The 13750-nt window shown below is 57.0% G+C and carries 17 protein-coding genes; 5 read left to right on the forward strand and 12 right to left on the reverse strand.

What is annotated here, in order from left to right:
• The 3 genes from B9N88_RS02875 to B9N88_RS02885 form a co-directional block, all read right to left on the reverse strand.
• On the reverse strand, positions 1–1383 hold the full coding sequence (locus tag B9N88_RS02875; protein ID WP_027603215.1) for an integrating conjugative element protein: 1383 nt from the start codon (positions 1381–1383) through the stop codon (positions 1–3).
• The gene (locus B9N88_RS02880) at positions 1380–2336 is read right to left on the reverse strand and encodes a TIGR03756 family integrating conjugative element protein (RefSeq protein WP_027603216.1); all 957 of its coding nucleotides are present in this window, start codon (positions 2334–2336) and stop codon (positions 1380–1382) included. The genes B9N88_RS02875 and B9N88_RS02880 overlap by 4 nt, the downstream gene beginning before the upstream one ends.
• A 115-nt stretch (positions 2337–2451) precedes the next feature.
• The gene (locus tag B9N88_RS02885; protein ID WP_027603217.1) at positions 2452–2706 is read right to left on the reverse strand and encodes a helix-turn-helix domain-containing protein; all 255 of its coding nucleotides are present in this window, start codon (positions 2704–2706) and stop codon (positions 2452–2454) included.
• A 158-nt stretch (positions 2707–2864) separates the two neighbouring features.
• On the opposite strand from B9N88_RS02885, the gene B9N88_RS02890 reads away from it, so the two are divergent.
• The 3 genes from B9N88_RS02890 (at position 2865) to B9N88_RS02900 (ending at position 4299) form a co-directional block, all read left to right on the forward strand.
• Positions 2865–3122, forward strand: coding sequence for a LasR-specific antiactivator QslA (locus tag B9N88_RS02890; RefSeq protein ID WP_081744346.1), 258 nt, complete (start codon positions 2865–2867; stop codon positions 3120–3122).
• 185 nt (positions 3123–3307) lie between these two features.
• Positions 3308–3556 (forward strand): hypothetical protein, encoded by a 249-nt coding sequence (locus B9N88_RS02895; protein ID WP_027603218.1) that lies wholly within the window; start codon positions 3308–3310, stop codon positions 3554–3556.
• Complete coding sequence (locus B9N88_RS02900; RefSeq protein ID WP_027603219.1) at positions 3553–4299, forward strand: zeta toxin family protein; 747 nt, start codon at positions 3553–3555, stop codon at positions 4297–4299. The genes B9N88_RS02895 and B9N88_RS02900 overlap by 4 nt, the downstream gene beginning before the upstream one ends.
• A gap of 24 nt (positions 4300–4323) precedes the next feature.
• Here the strand turns inward: B9N88_RS02900 and B9N88_RS02905 are convergent, their stop codons facing one another.
• From B9N88_RS02905 to B9N88_RS02945, 9 genes are read right to left on the reverse strand one after another with little or no spacing between them, the layout of a single operon-like run.
• Positions 4324–7071: a conjugative transfer ATPase gene (locus tag B9N88_RS02905; protein WP_027603220.1), complete on the reverse strand. Its 2748-nt coding sequence runs from the start codon at positions 7069–7071 to the stop codon at positions 4324–4326.
• Complete coding sequence (locus B9N88_RS02910; protein WP_043293212.1) at positions 7071–7487, reverse strand: TIGR03751 family conjugal transfer lipoprotein; 417 nt, start codon at positions 7485–7487, stop codon at positions 7071–7073. Before B9N88_RS02910 ends, B9N88_RS02905 begins: the two co-directional genes overlap by 1 nt.
• Positions 7450–8964 carry a TIGR03752 family integrating conjugative element protein gene (locus tag B9N88_RS02915; protein ID WP_027603222.1) on the reverse strand — a complete coding sequence of 505 codons (1515 nt, stop codon included), beginning with the start codon at positions 8962–8964 and terminating at the stop codon, positions 7450–7452. The genes B9N88_RS02910 and B9N88_RS02915 overlap by 38 nt, the downstream gene beginning before the upstream one ends.
• On the reverse strand, positions 8954–9766 hold the full coding sequence (locus B9N88_RS02920) for a TIGR03749 family integrating conjugative element protein (RefSeq protein ID WP_027603223.1): 813 nt from the start codon (positions 9764–9766) through the stop codon (positions 8954–8956). Before B9N88_RS02920 ends, B9N88_RS02915 begins: the two co-directional genes overlap by 11 nt.
• Positions 9763–10404 carry a PFL_4703 family integrating conjugative element protein gene (locus B9N88_RS02925; RefSeq protein ID WP_027603224.1) on the reverse strand — a complete coding sequence of 214 codons (642 nt, stop codon included), beginning with the start codon at positions 10402–10404 and terminating at the stop codon, positions 9763–9765. Before B9N88_RS02925 ends, B9N88_RS02920 begins: the two co-directional genes overlap by 4 nt.
• Positions 10401–10814, reverse strand: coding sequence for a TIGR03750 family conjugal transfer protein (locus tag B9N88_RS02930; protein ID WP_027603225.1), 414 nt, complete (start codon positions 10812–10814; stop codon positions 10401–10403). Before B9N88_RS02930 ends, B9N88_RS02925 begins: the two co-directional genes overlap by 4 nt.
• 7 nt (positions 10815–10821) lie before the next feature.
• A complete protein-coding gene (locus B9N88_RS02935; protein WP_027603226.1) occupies positions 10822–11193 on the reverse strand; it encodes a TIGR03745 family integrating conjugative element membrane protein in 372 nt (123 codons plus the stop codon).
• Positions 11194–11210: 17 nt separating this feature from the next.
• Positions 11211–11450, reverse strand: coding sequence for a TIGR03758 family integrating conjugative element protein (locus B9N88_RS02940; protein ID WP_027603227.1), 240 nt, complete (start codon positions 11448–11450; stop codon positions 11211–11213).
• Positions 11447–11782 (reverse strand): integrative conjugative element protein, RAQPRD family, encoded by a 336-nt coding sequence (locus B9N88_RS02945; RefSeq protein ID WP_027603228.1) that lies wholly within the window; start codon positions 11780–11782, stop codon positions 11447–11449. The genes B9N88_RS02940 and B9N88_RS02945 overlap by 4 nt, the downstream gene beginning before the upstream one ends.
• A 157-nt stretch (positions 11783–11939) precedes the next feature.
• Between B9N88_RS02945 and B9N88_RS02950 the strand changes: the two genes are divergently transcribed.
• Together B9N88_RS02950 and B9N88_RS32215 are read left to right on the forward strand one after the other, a co-directional pair.
• Positions 11940–12587, forward strand: a complete 648-nt coding sequence (locus tag B9N88_RS02950; RefSeq protein WP_027603229.1) for a hypothetical protein — start codon at positions 11940–11942, stop codon at positions 12585–12587.
• A gap of 93 nt (positions 12588–12680) precedes the next feature.
• On the forward strand, positions 12681–13736 hold the full coding sequence (locus tag B9N88_RS32215; protein ID WP_143491234.1) for a hypothetical protein: 1056 nt from the start codon (positions 12681–12683) through the stop codon (positions 13734–13736).
• Positions 13737–13750 lie beyond the last annotated feature (14 nt).

Below are 13750 nucleotides of genomic sequence, written 5' to 3' on the forward strand. Positions count from 1 at the left end.
TCACTTGCGCCTGGCGTCAGCGTCGTTGAGTCGGCCAGGTTCGGGGTCGCCTTGCTCGACGGTGCGCGACGCATCGGCACCTCCGGCATGCCGATCGAGCACGAGGCTGGCGGTATTGGTTGTGAGCATCTGCCGGACCTGCAACTCGGTTTGTAGCAGGCGTATCTCGCGCTCCAGTGTGTCGATGTTTTTCGTCAAGGCCGTTTGGGCCGGTTCGGCGGAAGCGATGTTAGGTTCGTGGCTGCCTGCCAGCAGCGTGCGCAATAGCAGGAGCGCTTTGTCGAGCACGCTGGACAGGGCCGTCTCACTGGCCAGGCGCCGCGCCAAGAGTTCCTGATCAGGATCGTCGCGCAGGGCTTCGATCACACCACGGGTCACCGGCAGCATCGGGCTGGAGGCTTTGCCCAGATTGTCAGGGTTCGGCGGTAGAGATCCGGACAGTAATCCTTGCAGGGTTTTGAGGTGTTCGCTGTAGGCCTCTTGGATCAGCGGCGTCAGTCCGCTGCCAGCGGTAGCCCGCAGAGTCTCGCAGGTGTCGCAGGTTGCGACTTCGGTCTCGCCCAACACTCGAATAGCCCATTCGGATTCCTCTTGGGGTGAGGTCCATGCCTGGCAAATAGCGCCGCCCAGGCAATCACTGCTACTGATCGAGGCGCTGTCACCCACGGACCGGTTATGCAGCAGGTTGTAGCCCGTGCGCACCACATCGGAGGTTGCCCGGATGGGTGTTTGTCCGCTACCTCCAGCCTTCTGCCCGCCGACCCATGACACCCCATTATTGCCGTTATGGGCCTCGGTGTTTTTCACCGCGGCCACCGCATCACCGCCGGTTTGTTCGAGGTTGCCCTGCATCTCCTGGTTCTTGGCCAATGCGCCCCAGCCGGCTTGGCCGACCTTGTCAGCCATCTTCTCGGCCATGGCCTGGCAGGTCAGTTTGGAACGGTCGAAGTCGATGCGCCCTTGCATCACCCCGTTACTCAACAACTCATAAAGCCCGGGGTTGGCGCGCTGGATGATCAACGCAGGCAGCGACATCACCGCTTGGGTCGCGTTCTGCATAATGCTGCCCATGATCTGCTGGAACCCTTCGGTGACGCCGTTCAACTGGTTTTGCAAGGTGTTGGTGAGGCTCATGTTTCCGCACATCATGTTCGCCTGCCAGGACCCGCCGACACCGAGTCCGTTGGGGCGATAGAGCGAGCTCGGCGAGCCCGCTGCCGAGCCGCCACCAATGGTGTACATCACCCGATCGTCGAGCACTTCACCTTGAGTGCCTAGGCGGTAATCGTCCTCGACTGCATGAGCATAAGTGGCCACTGCGAGCAGTCCACAGAGCAACAGACTCATCGCGTCGAACGAGGATCGTGTGAGAAGCAGGCTCATGAAGCACCGCCTTCGAAGTCGATGCTGAACAAAAAGGTCTGTCCTTCACGCTTGCAGCAGCTATAGGGACGCCACAGCGACCAGGCGTAGCCGCCATCCGCGCTCTGCACCGAATCGCTGGGGAAGATGGTACATGTGGGTTGAACCACGGGAGAGAGCAATTGCCATTTGTGGGTCGAAGCGTCGTTTTCAACGATTGGGCCAGGCGGCCAATAACCCTCGCGTGGTACGGGTGTGAGCGGGACATACACGTGCGGTTGCCAGTTGCGGGTAATGACATCACCCGCCCGCTGCGCCATCACCGCAGCGGCTTTGAAATCGTCGGGTTGCACCAAAAATCCTTGCCGGGGATAGACGTTGCCCCACATGTTTCCCGCGAGCTGACGACCGATTTCACGGATCCCAGGCACAAGCGACTCGGGGTAGAGGCTTTCCGGGATGCCATGACGCCAGGCCAGTGAGTCCAAAGTGCTCAGGTAATAGGGCATGAACGCAGTGGCGCCGCTGGCGCAGGCGTAGCCGGATTGCGAGGCAAGTTGCGTGGCGGCCCAGCCACCGGGATGGCCGATGCCATCAACGTTTTTGAAACGAGGCAGGTTGTCGCGTTGCGTGTTCGGCGTGATCAGGTTACCACCACCTTCCGCACCGCTGATGGGAGAGGAGAGTGCGGCCATCTCGGTCCAAGGATTGGCACCGGTGGTGGCATAGCTCGAGACCACCAGTTCAGGAATGAAATGACGAACCTTGGTCGAGGTTTTAACCGTGCAGCCGAAGGGGGTACAGAGTAACCAGAAGCAGAGGCCGACGACTTTGTACTCGAGGCAGTCTGGAGAAAGTACGGAGGCGGTAATGCTGCCGGTATCCAGCGCCACGCTCGACCCGGATGCCAGCAGAATGCTCAGCACCAAAGGATGTAACTTCTGGGGCGAAATATGCGGGCAGGCAGCAGACATGATCCAGGCTCTGGGCGTATGGCCTGGACAGGTTCAATAATCGAGAGAGGGGTGTCAGTGAGAAAGCCGAACGCAGGATAGTCGGTTTACAGCGACCTTCTAGATCAGCAGATAGTCATTCAGCGCTCAGCGTACGAGCAAGCGCGTCAGACTCGATGAGCAACTGATCCGTTTTGATTTCGAAAATGTTGGCGAGTTTGCAGAGGACCAATAACGATGGGTTGCCTACCCCTCGTTCGATTTGACTCACGTAGGTACGATCCACCTCGGCCATGAGCGCCAATTGCTCCTGGGTAAGGTTCTTCACGCGTCGCATCGAGCGGATATTTTCCGCGAGTTGCAGACGGAGCTGTTCGAAGTCTTGAGTCATGCGCGCAAACTGCGCCTTGAGGGACTCTCAATCCACGGGATATAGTCTACATTGGCTCTGATTCAGGCTTTTTTGATGCTTAAGCCGAATGTCAGTTTTGTTTCTATGCTGCTTAGAACAGACCGAGCATTAATAAATAATCGAAAGCTAAGGTGTCTATGGACGAAAATTACGTTTCAATTCCGGCGGCGGATGGTTGCCCGAGCCTTCTGACGCCGTGGGGCAGCGAATTTGCGCCTATGATCGAACGTGGCGTGCAATGCGCCCAGGCCTGGCTTAATACACCCGGTAACGTACCGCTGTGGTGGGAACTGGCGCAGGCACGGAAGACTTGTCCGGCAGGAGAATCTCAGGATGCTTTCGAAGCAGGATTTTTATTGAGAATTCAGCAACGGCTTCAAGGCGTTTCACCGTAGCCGTGCGGCTCCAACCCTGACGATATGGCCTACACGGGAAAATTTACTGGAAGGTATGGTTCCAGGCTCCATTCCTCTAGAATGGAGATCTGACAGAAGTGGCGTTGGTCTGTGATAAACAGATTTACGTAGCTAGGATTCTGATAAGTGCAGATTCTGCACGCTCTGAGAACGTGGAGCGCGATATGAAAGCCGACCAAGTGTTGAGTGACGATCTGGTGAGCCGACTGGAGGGTAAAATCCCAGCCATGGCTGAAGGTGCGATCAATACGGCCTATATCAACGCGCTGGCGGCCGGACGCAGCGTGATGGAAGTCATGGACGGCATGCTCGTTGAGACGACTGCTGATGGTAAGCACAAGGTTATTCGAGTGGCCAAGCCCAAGCATAAAGTGACCTTGGGCGGGATTATCAAGGTGCACCGCTGCTCATGACCGTCCCTCGGCTGAGGATGTTTGCCGGTCCTAACGGTTCCGGCAAAAGCACGATGAAGAGTGCCGTCCCTTCCCACCTGATCGGTATCTATATCAACCCGGATGAAATCGAAAAGGCTGCCAAAGGGGGCGGGCGCCTGGAATTCAGCGATTTTCAGCTGGAAACCAAAGGTGATGAGGTTCTCGGTTTTATCAAGGCGCATCGCCTGATCCGGTCGGCCCAGCTTGATGAAGAGGCGGCCAAAATAGACTTCAGCAGCAACGGCCTGAATTTTCAGACCGTGGCAATGAACTCCTATTTTGCTTCCGTGCTCTCTGATTTCATGCGGCACAAGCTCCTTGAAGCCCAGTTGTCTTTCACCTTTGAAACGGTGATGTCTAGCGAGGACAAAGTCGCTTTTATGCTTAAGGCAAAAGCGTCGGGATATCGAACCTACCTCTACTTTGTCGCCACTGAAGATCCTGACATCAATATCAACAGGGTCAAGAACCGTGTCGCGGCAGGTGGGCACCCAGTCCCCACGGAAAAAATTGTGCAGCGCTACGGTCGTTGCCTGAACCTATTGCCAGCAGCCATCGCAGCCTCGAACCGGGCTTATATCTTTGATAACTCCGGCGCTGATCTGGTGCTGCTCGCTGAAGTAACAGACGGGACTGACCTTGAATTCAGGGCTGATGAGATCCCTGACTGGTTCATGCAAGCCTACGTGGAGAAGGTTTTCAAGGATTTGCTGCCGGGTTGATCGAAACCTAGGATCAGCTCCGTTTCACTTAATTCCTCGCATCCTATCGATCCGTTCAGCTACCCGGTAAGCCGCCTCCAGTTCCGAGCAGCCGGTGCTCTGCATCAGTGTCCAGCGTTCGGCTTTTTCCTCGGGCTCCGTCATGGCCAGGGCGAGATAAAGACTGGGCGGCACGGCCCGAAACAGCGTTTCCAGCTTCTTCGACAACACCACTCCTTCGGTGTACTTACCCGGCTCCTTGCTGGCGGAGAGCAGCAAGGCTTTCTGTGCCGGCGTGAGTTTCTTGAACCGTGCGATTTCTTCGATTTCCGCGGGCGGCATGTTCAAGCAAATCCACCATTCGATCATGTTGAGCATGGTCTGCGCGGCGGTGGGGAAGTCGGCAAGGTTTTGCGTCGCCAGCCAGAACCACGCGCCGAGCTTGCGCCACATCTTCGTGCCCTTGACCACGAAGGGTGCCAGGAGCGGGTTCTTGGTGATGATATGGCCCTCGTCGGTGACCATGATGATCGGTCGGCCCAGGTACTGGTCTCGTTCGGCAAGGTTATTCACGGTGTTCATCAGGCTGATGTAGCTGATGGACATCTGTGCCTCGTAGCCTTCGCGAGCGTAGGTGGCCAGATCGACAATGGTCACATCGCTCTCGGGCCAAGGCGTGCCCTCGCGATCGAACAGTTCACCCTCGAAGCCCTGGCAGAACAGGTCGATGGACTCGCCCATTTCCTGGGCACGCTCGCGACGTTTCTCTGGCAGGTGCGGGTCGGCGGCAACACGCAGCAACGCGTCGCGCACGTCGCGGGTCAGCACCTGGCGGTTCGCTGCGACACAGGTCTGCGCCGCATCGAGAATGCACTCGCGAATCAGGCTGCGATCGGCTCGACTCAGGCGCGCCTCTTCCTTGGCCTCGCCGCCGGTGATCATCAGGCGAGCGGTGATTTCCAATTCGCCGAGAACATCGCGCTGGTCTTCGCGACTGGCTACCGCCTCATCGTCCAGCTCATCGATCGACAGACTCGCCACCTGATCCGGCTGCTCGACCAGGCGCCAGGCATCGGCGAACGGGGCGAGACTGACCGAGGCGCCAGGTTTCAATTGGACTTTGTTGACCGACAGGCCTTGTGTTGCGAAGTAGTCGCCCTGCAAGCCGAATGAATTACCGGCCTCGACGATGAACAGGCGAGGGCGGTACACCGCCATGACCTGCATCAGCAGGGTGACCAGGGTCGCCGACTTGCCGGCACCGGTGGGGCCGAACAACAGCAGATGACCATTCATGGCCCGATCCAGGCGTGACAATGGATCAAAGCTCAGCGGCGAACCGCCGCGGTTGAACAGGGTGATGCCCGGGTGGCCGGTGCCGGTGCTGCGGCCCCACACCGGAACCAGGTTTGCCAGGTGTTGGGCGAACATCAGGCGCGTGTACCAGTCGCGCGTGTCGCGGGCCGGGTTGTAAGCCATCGGCAACCAACGCAGGTAGCTGTTGCAGGCGGCGACTTCATCGCCTTCGCGTACGGGTTGCAGGCCCGCACCCAGTAGAGCGTTAGCCAGGCTGACGGAGCGCTGGTGCAATTGTTGTTCATCGTGACCGCGTACGTAGAACGCCAGGGTTCCTCGGTACAGCTTGTGCTGGCGGCCGATGATCGCGCGAGCCTCTTCGACATCCTGACGGGTCTGGGTCGATGCCAGGTTTTCACCGATGGCTTTGCGCGCCAGGCGGTTCAACTGATCCTCAAGTACATCCTGCGGTTTGACCACCAAGGTCAGACTCATCACCGTGCCTTCAGGTAACTGGTCGAACAGGGCATTCACCGCGTCGCCCTTGCGGGTTTCTCCGGTGAGTTGACCAATCAAGGGCGCCCGGCGAAGCTTGTCCACCACCATGACCCGGTGGGGCTGATCGTCAAAAAACCAGAGTCCGTACTGCACATCCGAACGCGGTTCGTTGAAGAACAGCCGCTCGGCAAAGTCATGATCGAAGGGCAGTTCCAGCGACTCGCCGTCGCCAGAGTCCGGATAGGCCACGCGGCGGTAGAACTCCTCGGGTGCTTCATTGGTGAGCGTGGGCGCAGGATTGAACCAGGGCACTAACCAGGCATAAAGACCTCGGCCATCGACTCGTGTCGATTGCACCCCGCACGCCTGCAACGAAGCCGCGATACGTTCGCAAGCCTGATGAAGGGATTGCACCGGGGTGAGCCCTGTCTCCTCAGCGTCAGACTCAAGCCAGCGATAGACCACCAGGCGCACCCGTCGGTTATTGCCACGCCAGGGCAGGCGCGTCACCACTTTATCCTCAAACAGACCGCCAGGCTTGGCGATGGCCTTCAGATGATGGCGGCTGAGCTCCAAATAGGCCTCGGTGAAGGCCGTGCCTCGTGCTCTATCTTGGATATAGTCGGTGAACCGGGTCAGGTAGGGGGTGAAGTCGTTGTCGTCCTGGCAGAAAAACTGCGCAACCCAAGGCGCTTGATCCAACTCGTCAAAGCTATCCTGCAGGGCATCCTCGAGGGCATCGCGGGCCGCCATCAGCCAATCGGGTTCGCGCCCTTCGGTGCCGATGGGCAACAACTCGAACACCGCACCCACCGAGCGATTGTCATCCAGCAGAAAACACTGTTCGGTGTCGAGATATTCGACCCAAGGCAAGTAGTCGGTGAAGCTCGGGTTGTGCGCATAGAGTGCAGCTTCATCGGCCAAGGTGGCGCGCGGGCGCAATGGGTGGCGCCAGGCTTTCCAACCAGAAGTGCGGTTGCCCGCATTGCCGGTACGCACTACAAGTCTTCCTGACGTTCACCCGGCAATGCGTACTGCACGCGTTGGTAAAACGGAAAGACGGTCGAGTAACCCGGGACCGGTGCCTGCTCAGTACCACTCAAATGCGGATACACGTACAGCACCAGATCGGGATTGGGCAGGCGGGGGAACAGACTGTGGATCTCGTTCGCTGCGGTGCGCGTATACGGTTCCTGGAGAGGCGCGGAGAAGTCCGCCTGGTCCAGCGGACGGCGTAACTGGTGCCGAGCATCCAGCAGTTGCTGCTGAGTGCCTTGCGAACCAGCACCGTTCCAGATGTCCAGCATGGTTTGCTCGCCATGGGGCAGCAGCGTCTCCTTGTCGGTGGAACACCCCGCCATGACCCAGCAGAGCAAACTAATCCAGGGCAGGCAGAGAGGCTTGGTCTTTTTCATGGCGAACGCTCCGGCCCTTCGGCTCGTAGTCGATGGTGATCTCATGGTCGAGGTGCAGGGCGACCTGTGCCGCCGGCGGCACGTACACGGCGGCAAAGGTCTCGCCATACAATTTGTTGATCCACTCGCGAATGTCGCTGACGCCACCACTGAGAATTGAATTCAGCGCGCTATTGCCACTGCTGCTGGTGACCCCGAGCGTACTGCCGCCCGAACTGATCACGCTGCTGTTGTTGCGCTCATCCCCGAGCAAGGCGGCAACACCGGCACCGGCCGCAGTGATCAGACTCTGGCTGCCGAGGTATTGCTGGGCGTTCGAGCGGCGTTCGCCGGCGATGCAAGGAATGCCATACGGATCGGACAGGTAACCGAGTCCGCCACGGATCTTGTCGGTACCCGAACTCTGGGTGGTGGAGGCATTACGGCTGGCTACCGCCTTTGGCTGAGGTACCGTGCGGATGGTGCCATCGGTAAACACAAAGGTGATTGACTCGACCTGTCCGCGTACGCAAGACAGGGTCCAGTCACCGGACGCCGTGCCGCTCATCACGGCGCCCGCGACGTCTGGCAGGTCGATGCCGTTGGCAGTCAGGTTCTCCGGGCCGACCAGAACCTTGAAGGGATAGGGATCATTCACTGTGCCGTCCACCGGGACTCGGCCGATCAGCGCAGTCATGGCGACCGATCCCATCAGCGTGGCGTTTTCGGGAATGGTGTAGATCGGCTTCGCACCTTCGGTACGCTCAGCGGAGCGTGTCAGGTCACGTTCACCCTTGGTAACCTCGCGTAACTGCTTCTGGCTGCGGTCGATGGCATTGTCCTTCAAACCCTCCAGTGAGTTGAAGGCAGTAGGCAGACTCAGGGCGGACGCGGTCTTGGTTTTGCTCCGGGCGTCGGTGGGCGGAGAATCCGAGGGCTCAATCCAGTGCAGTGCATCATTAGCAGGATGCTGCCCTTCGAACTGAGCACTGTCGCCCGGCTCAAGCCCCAGTCCGATCGGCATATCCTTGTCTTTGCCGGTCAGCCCCGACAACTGTTCCTGCAATTGCGTCAGCAGACCGCGAGCCTGACGACTGTCTTGTTCTGCTTTGAGTCGGGCTTCGTTAGCTTGTCGGCGGCCTTCGTCGACCTGTTGGGTCACACTGCCAAGCGCCGTTTGGATTCGCGAGTCAACACTGTTTTCCCTGTCCCGCAGACGATTGTTTTCCGCCTGCAGCGAATCGTTGTGTTTCTTCAAACCGAGCATGTCGCTACGCATGGCCTTCACTTGGCCGATCAAGGTGGCGACCGTATCGCGTGGAGTGTCGCCCGCAACACCGAGCGACTTGGCTTGCTCGGCGGATAACTGAATATTGTCCTGGTCAACTGGGTGCTCTGGAGGGGAGGTACTACCCGCTATCCAGGTTTTCAGGATGATGAAAGCCACGCCCAGCAGCACAGCTGGTACTAGCCATTTAAGTAAGGCGTTAGCTTTCATCGTCGGCACCTTCTGAAACAGGCAGGAGCAGCACGGCGTGTTCAAGACCGGCGCCGCGGGTGACGAGGTAGGCAACCGTAGTGTCTTCGGCGCTGCCGACAGGTCCGAGGAAAGCATGCTGGAAGGCCGCGGCAAACAGTTTGGCCTGAAGCCGACGCGGATCGAGTTGCACCGTCTCTGGACCAAGATTGCGCAACTTCACTGCCGTCACCCAGCAATCACCGAGTCGCCAGGCGGCGATGGGCGTGCTGGACACGTTTTCCGTCGGCAGCAGGGTCGGTAGTTCGGTGCGTAGCTTGAGCGGGACGCGGCGTACACCGGGCAGGGACTCCACGGTGCGCAGCGGCGCGTACAGGCTTTGCGCGGCGTAGCGCGTCAAAGCGACCGGGATCGGTGTACGTTCTGGAACAGGGACGGTGCTGGACTCAGCCTCGGTAGCTTGCACCGGAACATTCTTGAGGATACGCAGGGGCTCCAGCGGTTGATCACCAGGCGTGGCCGCGATATCCAGCAGGATGACCTCACCCGTCGCGACCGATTGCAGTTGCAGGCGGGTCGGTGCAATGGCTTCCGACGCGCGCAGGTACAGCGTGCCGCCGGTTGATTGCACGCGCAGCTTGCCCGTCAGGGTTGAGGGCACACCGACTCGAACATCCTCATCGATAAAGACCACCCGCTCTTGATTGATCACCAGTGGGACCGCGAGCGGGAGGCGTTCCCAGTGCATCAGTTCGACGGCCTGCGCCGCAACTCCCCATAGCATCAGTGCGACAGTGAGTCCCAGGGTCGAAATCCGCTTCATGGCTCAACTCCAGGCAGGGCGATTTTTTGCGGCGTGCCCTGATAACAATCCAGTGCCAGCCCCCACTTGTTGCGTTCGGGATCCAGGTCGAAACGCACCACGCGTAATGGATAACGCACCACCACCCGTTTCACCGGTTCGGCGGCGTAATACTCATCGGCGTTGAGGTCGAGCTTGACCAGCCAGCTGTCGCGATCGAGTTGCTTGACCCTGAGTTCCGGATCCTCGCTGTAGCCTCGACCCAGAATTTCGTAGACGCCACGCACCCGCTGGCGCAGTTCGCCGGCGGCCTTGCGGTACTCGTAGTCGCCATCAAGAAACGCCTTGCAGGAGGGTGTCAGGTAGGACTGCAAACCATAGATAGCGCGGCGATAATCCTGCTCGCCATCCGAGGGCCAGCGGTTGAGCTGACCGAAGATGTACAGGGCAAAGGCATAGACATTCTCCGAGGGGATATCCCACCATTTGCGAGTACTGCCTGAACGCAGATCCGGGGGGACATGAACGGTCAGATCGGTCGGTGCCGAGCGCCAGCCGTACCAGAGCCCGGCACAGACCAGGGCCAGGATCATCACCGCCAGACGCAGGCTGAAGATATGGGCCTGTTGGGCATCGACCTTGTTTCGAAAACGACTCATGGCTGCCACCGGGACAGGGCAGGACGCAGCCGACGCGAACGGCGAACCGTCCAGGCGCCGGAGTGAAGGATCAAACTTCCGCGACCCAGGCGCCAACGGCTGGCGAGTATCCATTCGAGCTTGCGGTACAACCAGGTCTCGGGACGGGCCCGTTTGGCTCGACGCAAAAGCGTGCCACCGGCCAATAACACCACGGCCATGCCTGCGATCATGCTGGTCGGCGCCACGGCAATGGAGGCGGTAGCGATCGCTAGAGGAACGCCCAGCACTAGGCCGGTAAATGCGCCAGCACCGAGCGCCACCCACATCTCATCATTGGTCAACCCGCGCAACACGGCGGGATCACGATTGAGTCGCTCAGGCAGAAAGACCAAGGTGCCGTCTGGAAGGCATTCGATGGTGTCGTTCATGTCGATCTCACAGAATCGCGGCTGCTTTGGTCAGGAACCAGATGATGATTACCACCAGCAAGGCACCGATGCCGACCACTGCACCCAAGTCCTTCCAGGTCTTGCGCTGGTTTTGCACGTCGGCGTAGACGGTCAATGAGTGCCAGGCCACCCCCAGGAAAGCGAGTAAGGCGATCAGCAGACCCAGCAGGATGCCGCCGTCGTAGGCATAGTTTTTGATCGTCTCGATCAATCCGGACCCTTCGCCGCGAGAGGGGGCTTCCATAGTGGGGAGCTCGGCGAAAGCTAGGCTCGGACCAAGCACCAGCAGCAGACCGATCAAGCGCTGGCTCGCACGATCGCGTAGGTTTTTTTTCAGGGAGACAAGGCACTTGAGCATGACGGCGAACTCCTGCATTAGGACAAGGTGAAGAACATCAAAACTAGCAAGGTGAGAAGTACGCGCGCGGCACTGCCGCCAAACGCGCCGAAGCGCACACTGCCGGACGCCCAACCTCGGTAAGCCGTCCACATCACCCAGGCACACCACAGCAAAGCCAGAACGAGAACCAGGGACAGCCAGAGCGTGGAACTGCTCTGCGGTGAGAAACCGGAGGCGTTTTTGAACGCTGCGATTTGGGCGTCAGTCATGCTCATGGCGAGGACTCCACGGACGGGGTATCGAGGCGGTAATCGCCGACCAATTCAGCGGGATCGCGGGGTTGAGCACGGGAAGGGGAGAGATAGCCCTGCACACCTTGGCGGATGCGCTGGATGTCTAGGATCATTTGGGGGTAGTCGAAGCGGTAGCGCTCATTCGGTTGAGCGTTGCTAGATCTCTCGGCTTGAGCGGTCAGGCGTTCGATAACGTCGAGCTGCTGCCGGACTAGACTGAGATGTGCCTGTTCATCAGCTGGTGCGGCATCACTGTTTAAATGGATAGTCGCTAGCACAAACAGCAGCGAACAGCGGATCGGTGTCGTTGGCATGATATTGGCTCTAGTAATACGTATCTAAAAAGTCTCACCAAACAAGCCCGGATTCAGTCGAAAATATGGAATGCTACCAATCGGTTTTTCTGTATTTGGTGATATTGTGTTTGTGATTTTTTGATCGGTGGGGTTTAGCCTAATTGGGAGGGCGGTAGTGAATCGAATAGCCGGTGTCACCGAAGAGTACTGGGGCGCTCTTAATGAGGATCATCGTTTTAAATGGAAGCTTTTTAATCGTGCTATTACCTTTGCTGGGGCGTTGATCGTAACAAAAACCGGCTTAAACTATGCGGACTGGGTTTTGGCTGCTGTCGCGGCATTGCTGCCAATGCTCTTGATTGAAAGTCAACGCAGTTATAGGCGATTTAGCTCTCGGCTGCGAAAGCAGATAATTCGAATTTTTATAACGCTAGGAACTTGGTGCTTAGTGGTTCTTGGGATGGCCTTCTTTATACAGGTGGGGCTAATTTCAACTGTGAATGTTTTTATTTCAATGGTTGGTTCTTCTCAAGCAGCAGTTGATAAGATTTCGCCTCTGGCACTGGTGTTGATATTTGCCGTTTGCGGAATCGTCGCAATGGTTAGGGTTTTTAAAGAGCTAGGATTTTGGGAGCTGATTTATCACTTGCCACGTCGGCAGCTGAAAAAACTGCTGGTTTACAAGGTTTTTAAAGCGGACTGTTTTGCGTTGTTTGCATGGTTTGAGATAACGGTGATTTTGGTGGGTTTCTTATATGTAAATACGGCTGCTGAGATATTTAAGTTGTTCGTGGTAATGTTTAATGCGGCTGTGCGGCAGTAGTGGGGATAAAAAAATAGCCGTAAAGGTGTCCTGGGTATGAGGTTTTCTCATACTTTGCATGGGTTCAACTCATGCTCTAAGGGGAGCGGGTAAATGACTCTAAAGTCGGGTTATATGAGGGATGGCGACAAAAAATATAAAGAAGACCGGTTTTTAAAAGCGGTGCCTTCTGCCGAGCGCATAAATGAGGTTTTCTATGCCCATAATTTGACCGGCGCTAGGCTTGAACTCGTTAGGCAGGTATGTATTGATTTTGAGAAGGAATTGTCGTATCTGAATGAGCAGCTTGCAATTCATCGGCTAGACCCCGCTGGTTGGTCATTGGTTTACAGGTTCTTGAGTCAGGATAATTTCTACGCGGAAGTCGGTAAGTCTGCGTATGTCCCCAAGAATTATGAAATCCGAATATCTTTAGGGGTGCCAGCGACTGTTCTGTCCGTGGCTATAGAATTAATATCTCTACAGGTTGACAGTCAATCAAGTAATCTTGGATGTCAATATGATGGTTCGAGTTGCTCTGTAGAAAATTTTTTCCCGGGTGTGACTTCCGTTTCTGAAGTCGGCGGGGCTGCTACCAATTTAGCTTTGGATGTATGCTTGTTGCTATACTTCCATGAAGTGTCGCACATGGTTTTTGGGCATTGTGACTATTGCCCTAGAAATTCCAAGGAAGTGCGTGCGCTTGAATTTGATGCGGACTTTAATGCGGGATCTATTTTCGGATCTTGGGTTATGGGCTTGCCTAGTGCAATTAGAAGGCCGTCTAGCTCCAGAGAGTTGGTTGAGCGATTAATTCGTGCAGCATTTGTTTTGGGTGTTATTTTTAAGGCGGTTTCTCGGGAGTCTGAAAATTATCATTATCCAAGTGTTAGGGTCGCAAGCTTTATGTCTGGTGGTGTGTTTTCGATGACAAAAAATGGACATGCTCCAGAGTTTAGTGACGATGGTGAGAGCGATAAGTATTGGGAGCGGATTGTGCGTGATGTGCAAGCACCTTTATTGGATGCCCTGAGGCGCTCTTCTCTTTCGCGTTTTTCAGGGACTGAAATTGAAATTCAGCGAGACTGGGATGAGTTGAATTCTGTTACGTACAAAGTGCGTAATGAACTCAAAGATGGTCCTTTGGCTACGCTCAGAGTAACTCCGTAACAGGGGGGCGTTAC

The sequence above is a fragment of the Pseudomonas sp. LAMO17WK12:I1 genome (assembly GCF_900177315.1).
GTDB lineage: Bacteria > Pseudomonadota > Gammaproteobacteria > Pseudomonadales > Pseudomonadaceae > Aquipseudomonas > Aquipseudomonas marginalis.

What these genes read in the sequence shown, in the direction of transcription:
- B9N88_RS02910 (WP_043293212.1), bottom strand. Translation starts at nt 7,487, where the DNA reads ATGAAAAAGACCAAGCCTCTCTGCCTGCCCTGGATTAGTTTGCTCTGC.
- B9N88_RS02900 (WP_027603219.1), top strand. Translation starts at nt 3,553, where the DNA reads ATGACCGTCCCTCGGCTGAGGATGTTTGCCGGTCCTAACGGTTCCGGC.
- B9N88_RS02925 (WP_027603224.1), bottom strand. Translation starts at nt 10,404, where the DNA reads ATGAGTCGTTTTCGAAACAAGGTCGATGCCCAACAGGCCCATATCTTC.
- B9N88_RS02885 (WP_027603217.1), bottom strand. Translation starts at nt 2,706, where the DNA reads ATGACTCAAGACTTCGAACAGCTCCGTCTGCAACTCGCGGAAAATATC.
- B9N88_RS02890 (WP_081744346.1), top strand. Translation starts at nt 2,865, where the DNA reads ATGGACGAAAATTACGTTTCAATTCCGGCGGCGGATGGTTGCCCGAGC.
- B9N88_RS02875 (WP_027603215.1), bottom strand. Translation starts at nt 1,383, where the DNA reads ATGAGCCTGCTTCTCACACGATCCTCGTTCGACGCGATGAGTCTGTTG.
- B9N88_RS02880 (WP_027603216.1), bottom strand. Translation starts at nt 2,336, where the DNA reads ATGTCTGCTGCCTGCCCGCATATTTCGCCCCAGAAGTTACATCCTTTG.
- B9N88_RS02920 (WP_027603223.1), bottom strand. Translation starts at nt 9,766, where the DNA reads ATGAAGCGGATTTCGACCCTGGGACTCACTGTCGCACTGATGCTATGG.
- B9N88_RS02940 (WP_027603227.1), bottom strand. Translation starts at nt 11,450, where the DNA reads ATGAGCATGACTGACGCCCAAATCGCAGCGTTCAAAAACGCCTCCGGT.
- B9N88_RS02895 (WP_027603218.1), top strand. Translation starts at nt 3,308, where the DNA reads ATGAAAGCCGACCAAGTGTTGAGTGACGATCTGGTGAGCCGACTGGAG.
- B9N88_RS02935 (WP_027603226.1), bottom strand. Translation starts at nt 11,193, where the DNA reads ATGCTCAAGTGCCTTGTCTCCCTGAAAAAAAACCTACGCGATCGTGCG.
- B9N88_RS32215 (WP_143491234.1), top strand. Translation starts at nt 12,681, where the DNA reads ATGACTCTAAAGTCGGGTTATATGAGGGATGGCGACAAAAAATATAAA.
- B9N88_RS02945 (WP_027603228.1), bottom strand. Translation starts at nt 11,782, where the DNA reads ATGCCAACGACACCGATCCGCTGTTCGCTGCTGTTTGTGCTAGCGACT.
- B9N88_RS02930 (WP_027603225.1), bottom strand. Translation starts at nt 10,814, where the DNA reads ATGAACGACACCATCGAATGCCTTCCAGACGGCACCTTGGTCTTTCTG.
- B9N88_RS02915 (WP_027603222.1), bottom strand. Translation starts at nt 8,964, where the DNA reads ATGAAAGCTAACGCCTTACTTAAATGGCTAGTACCAGCTGTGCTGCTG.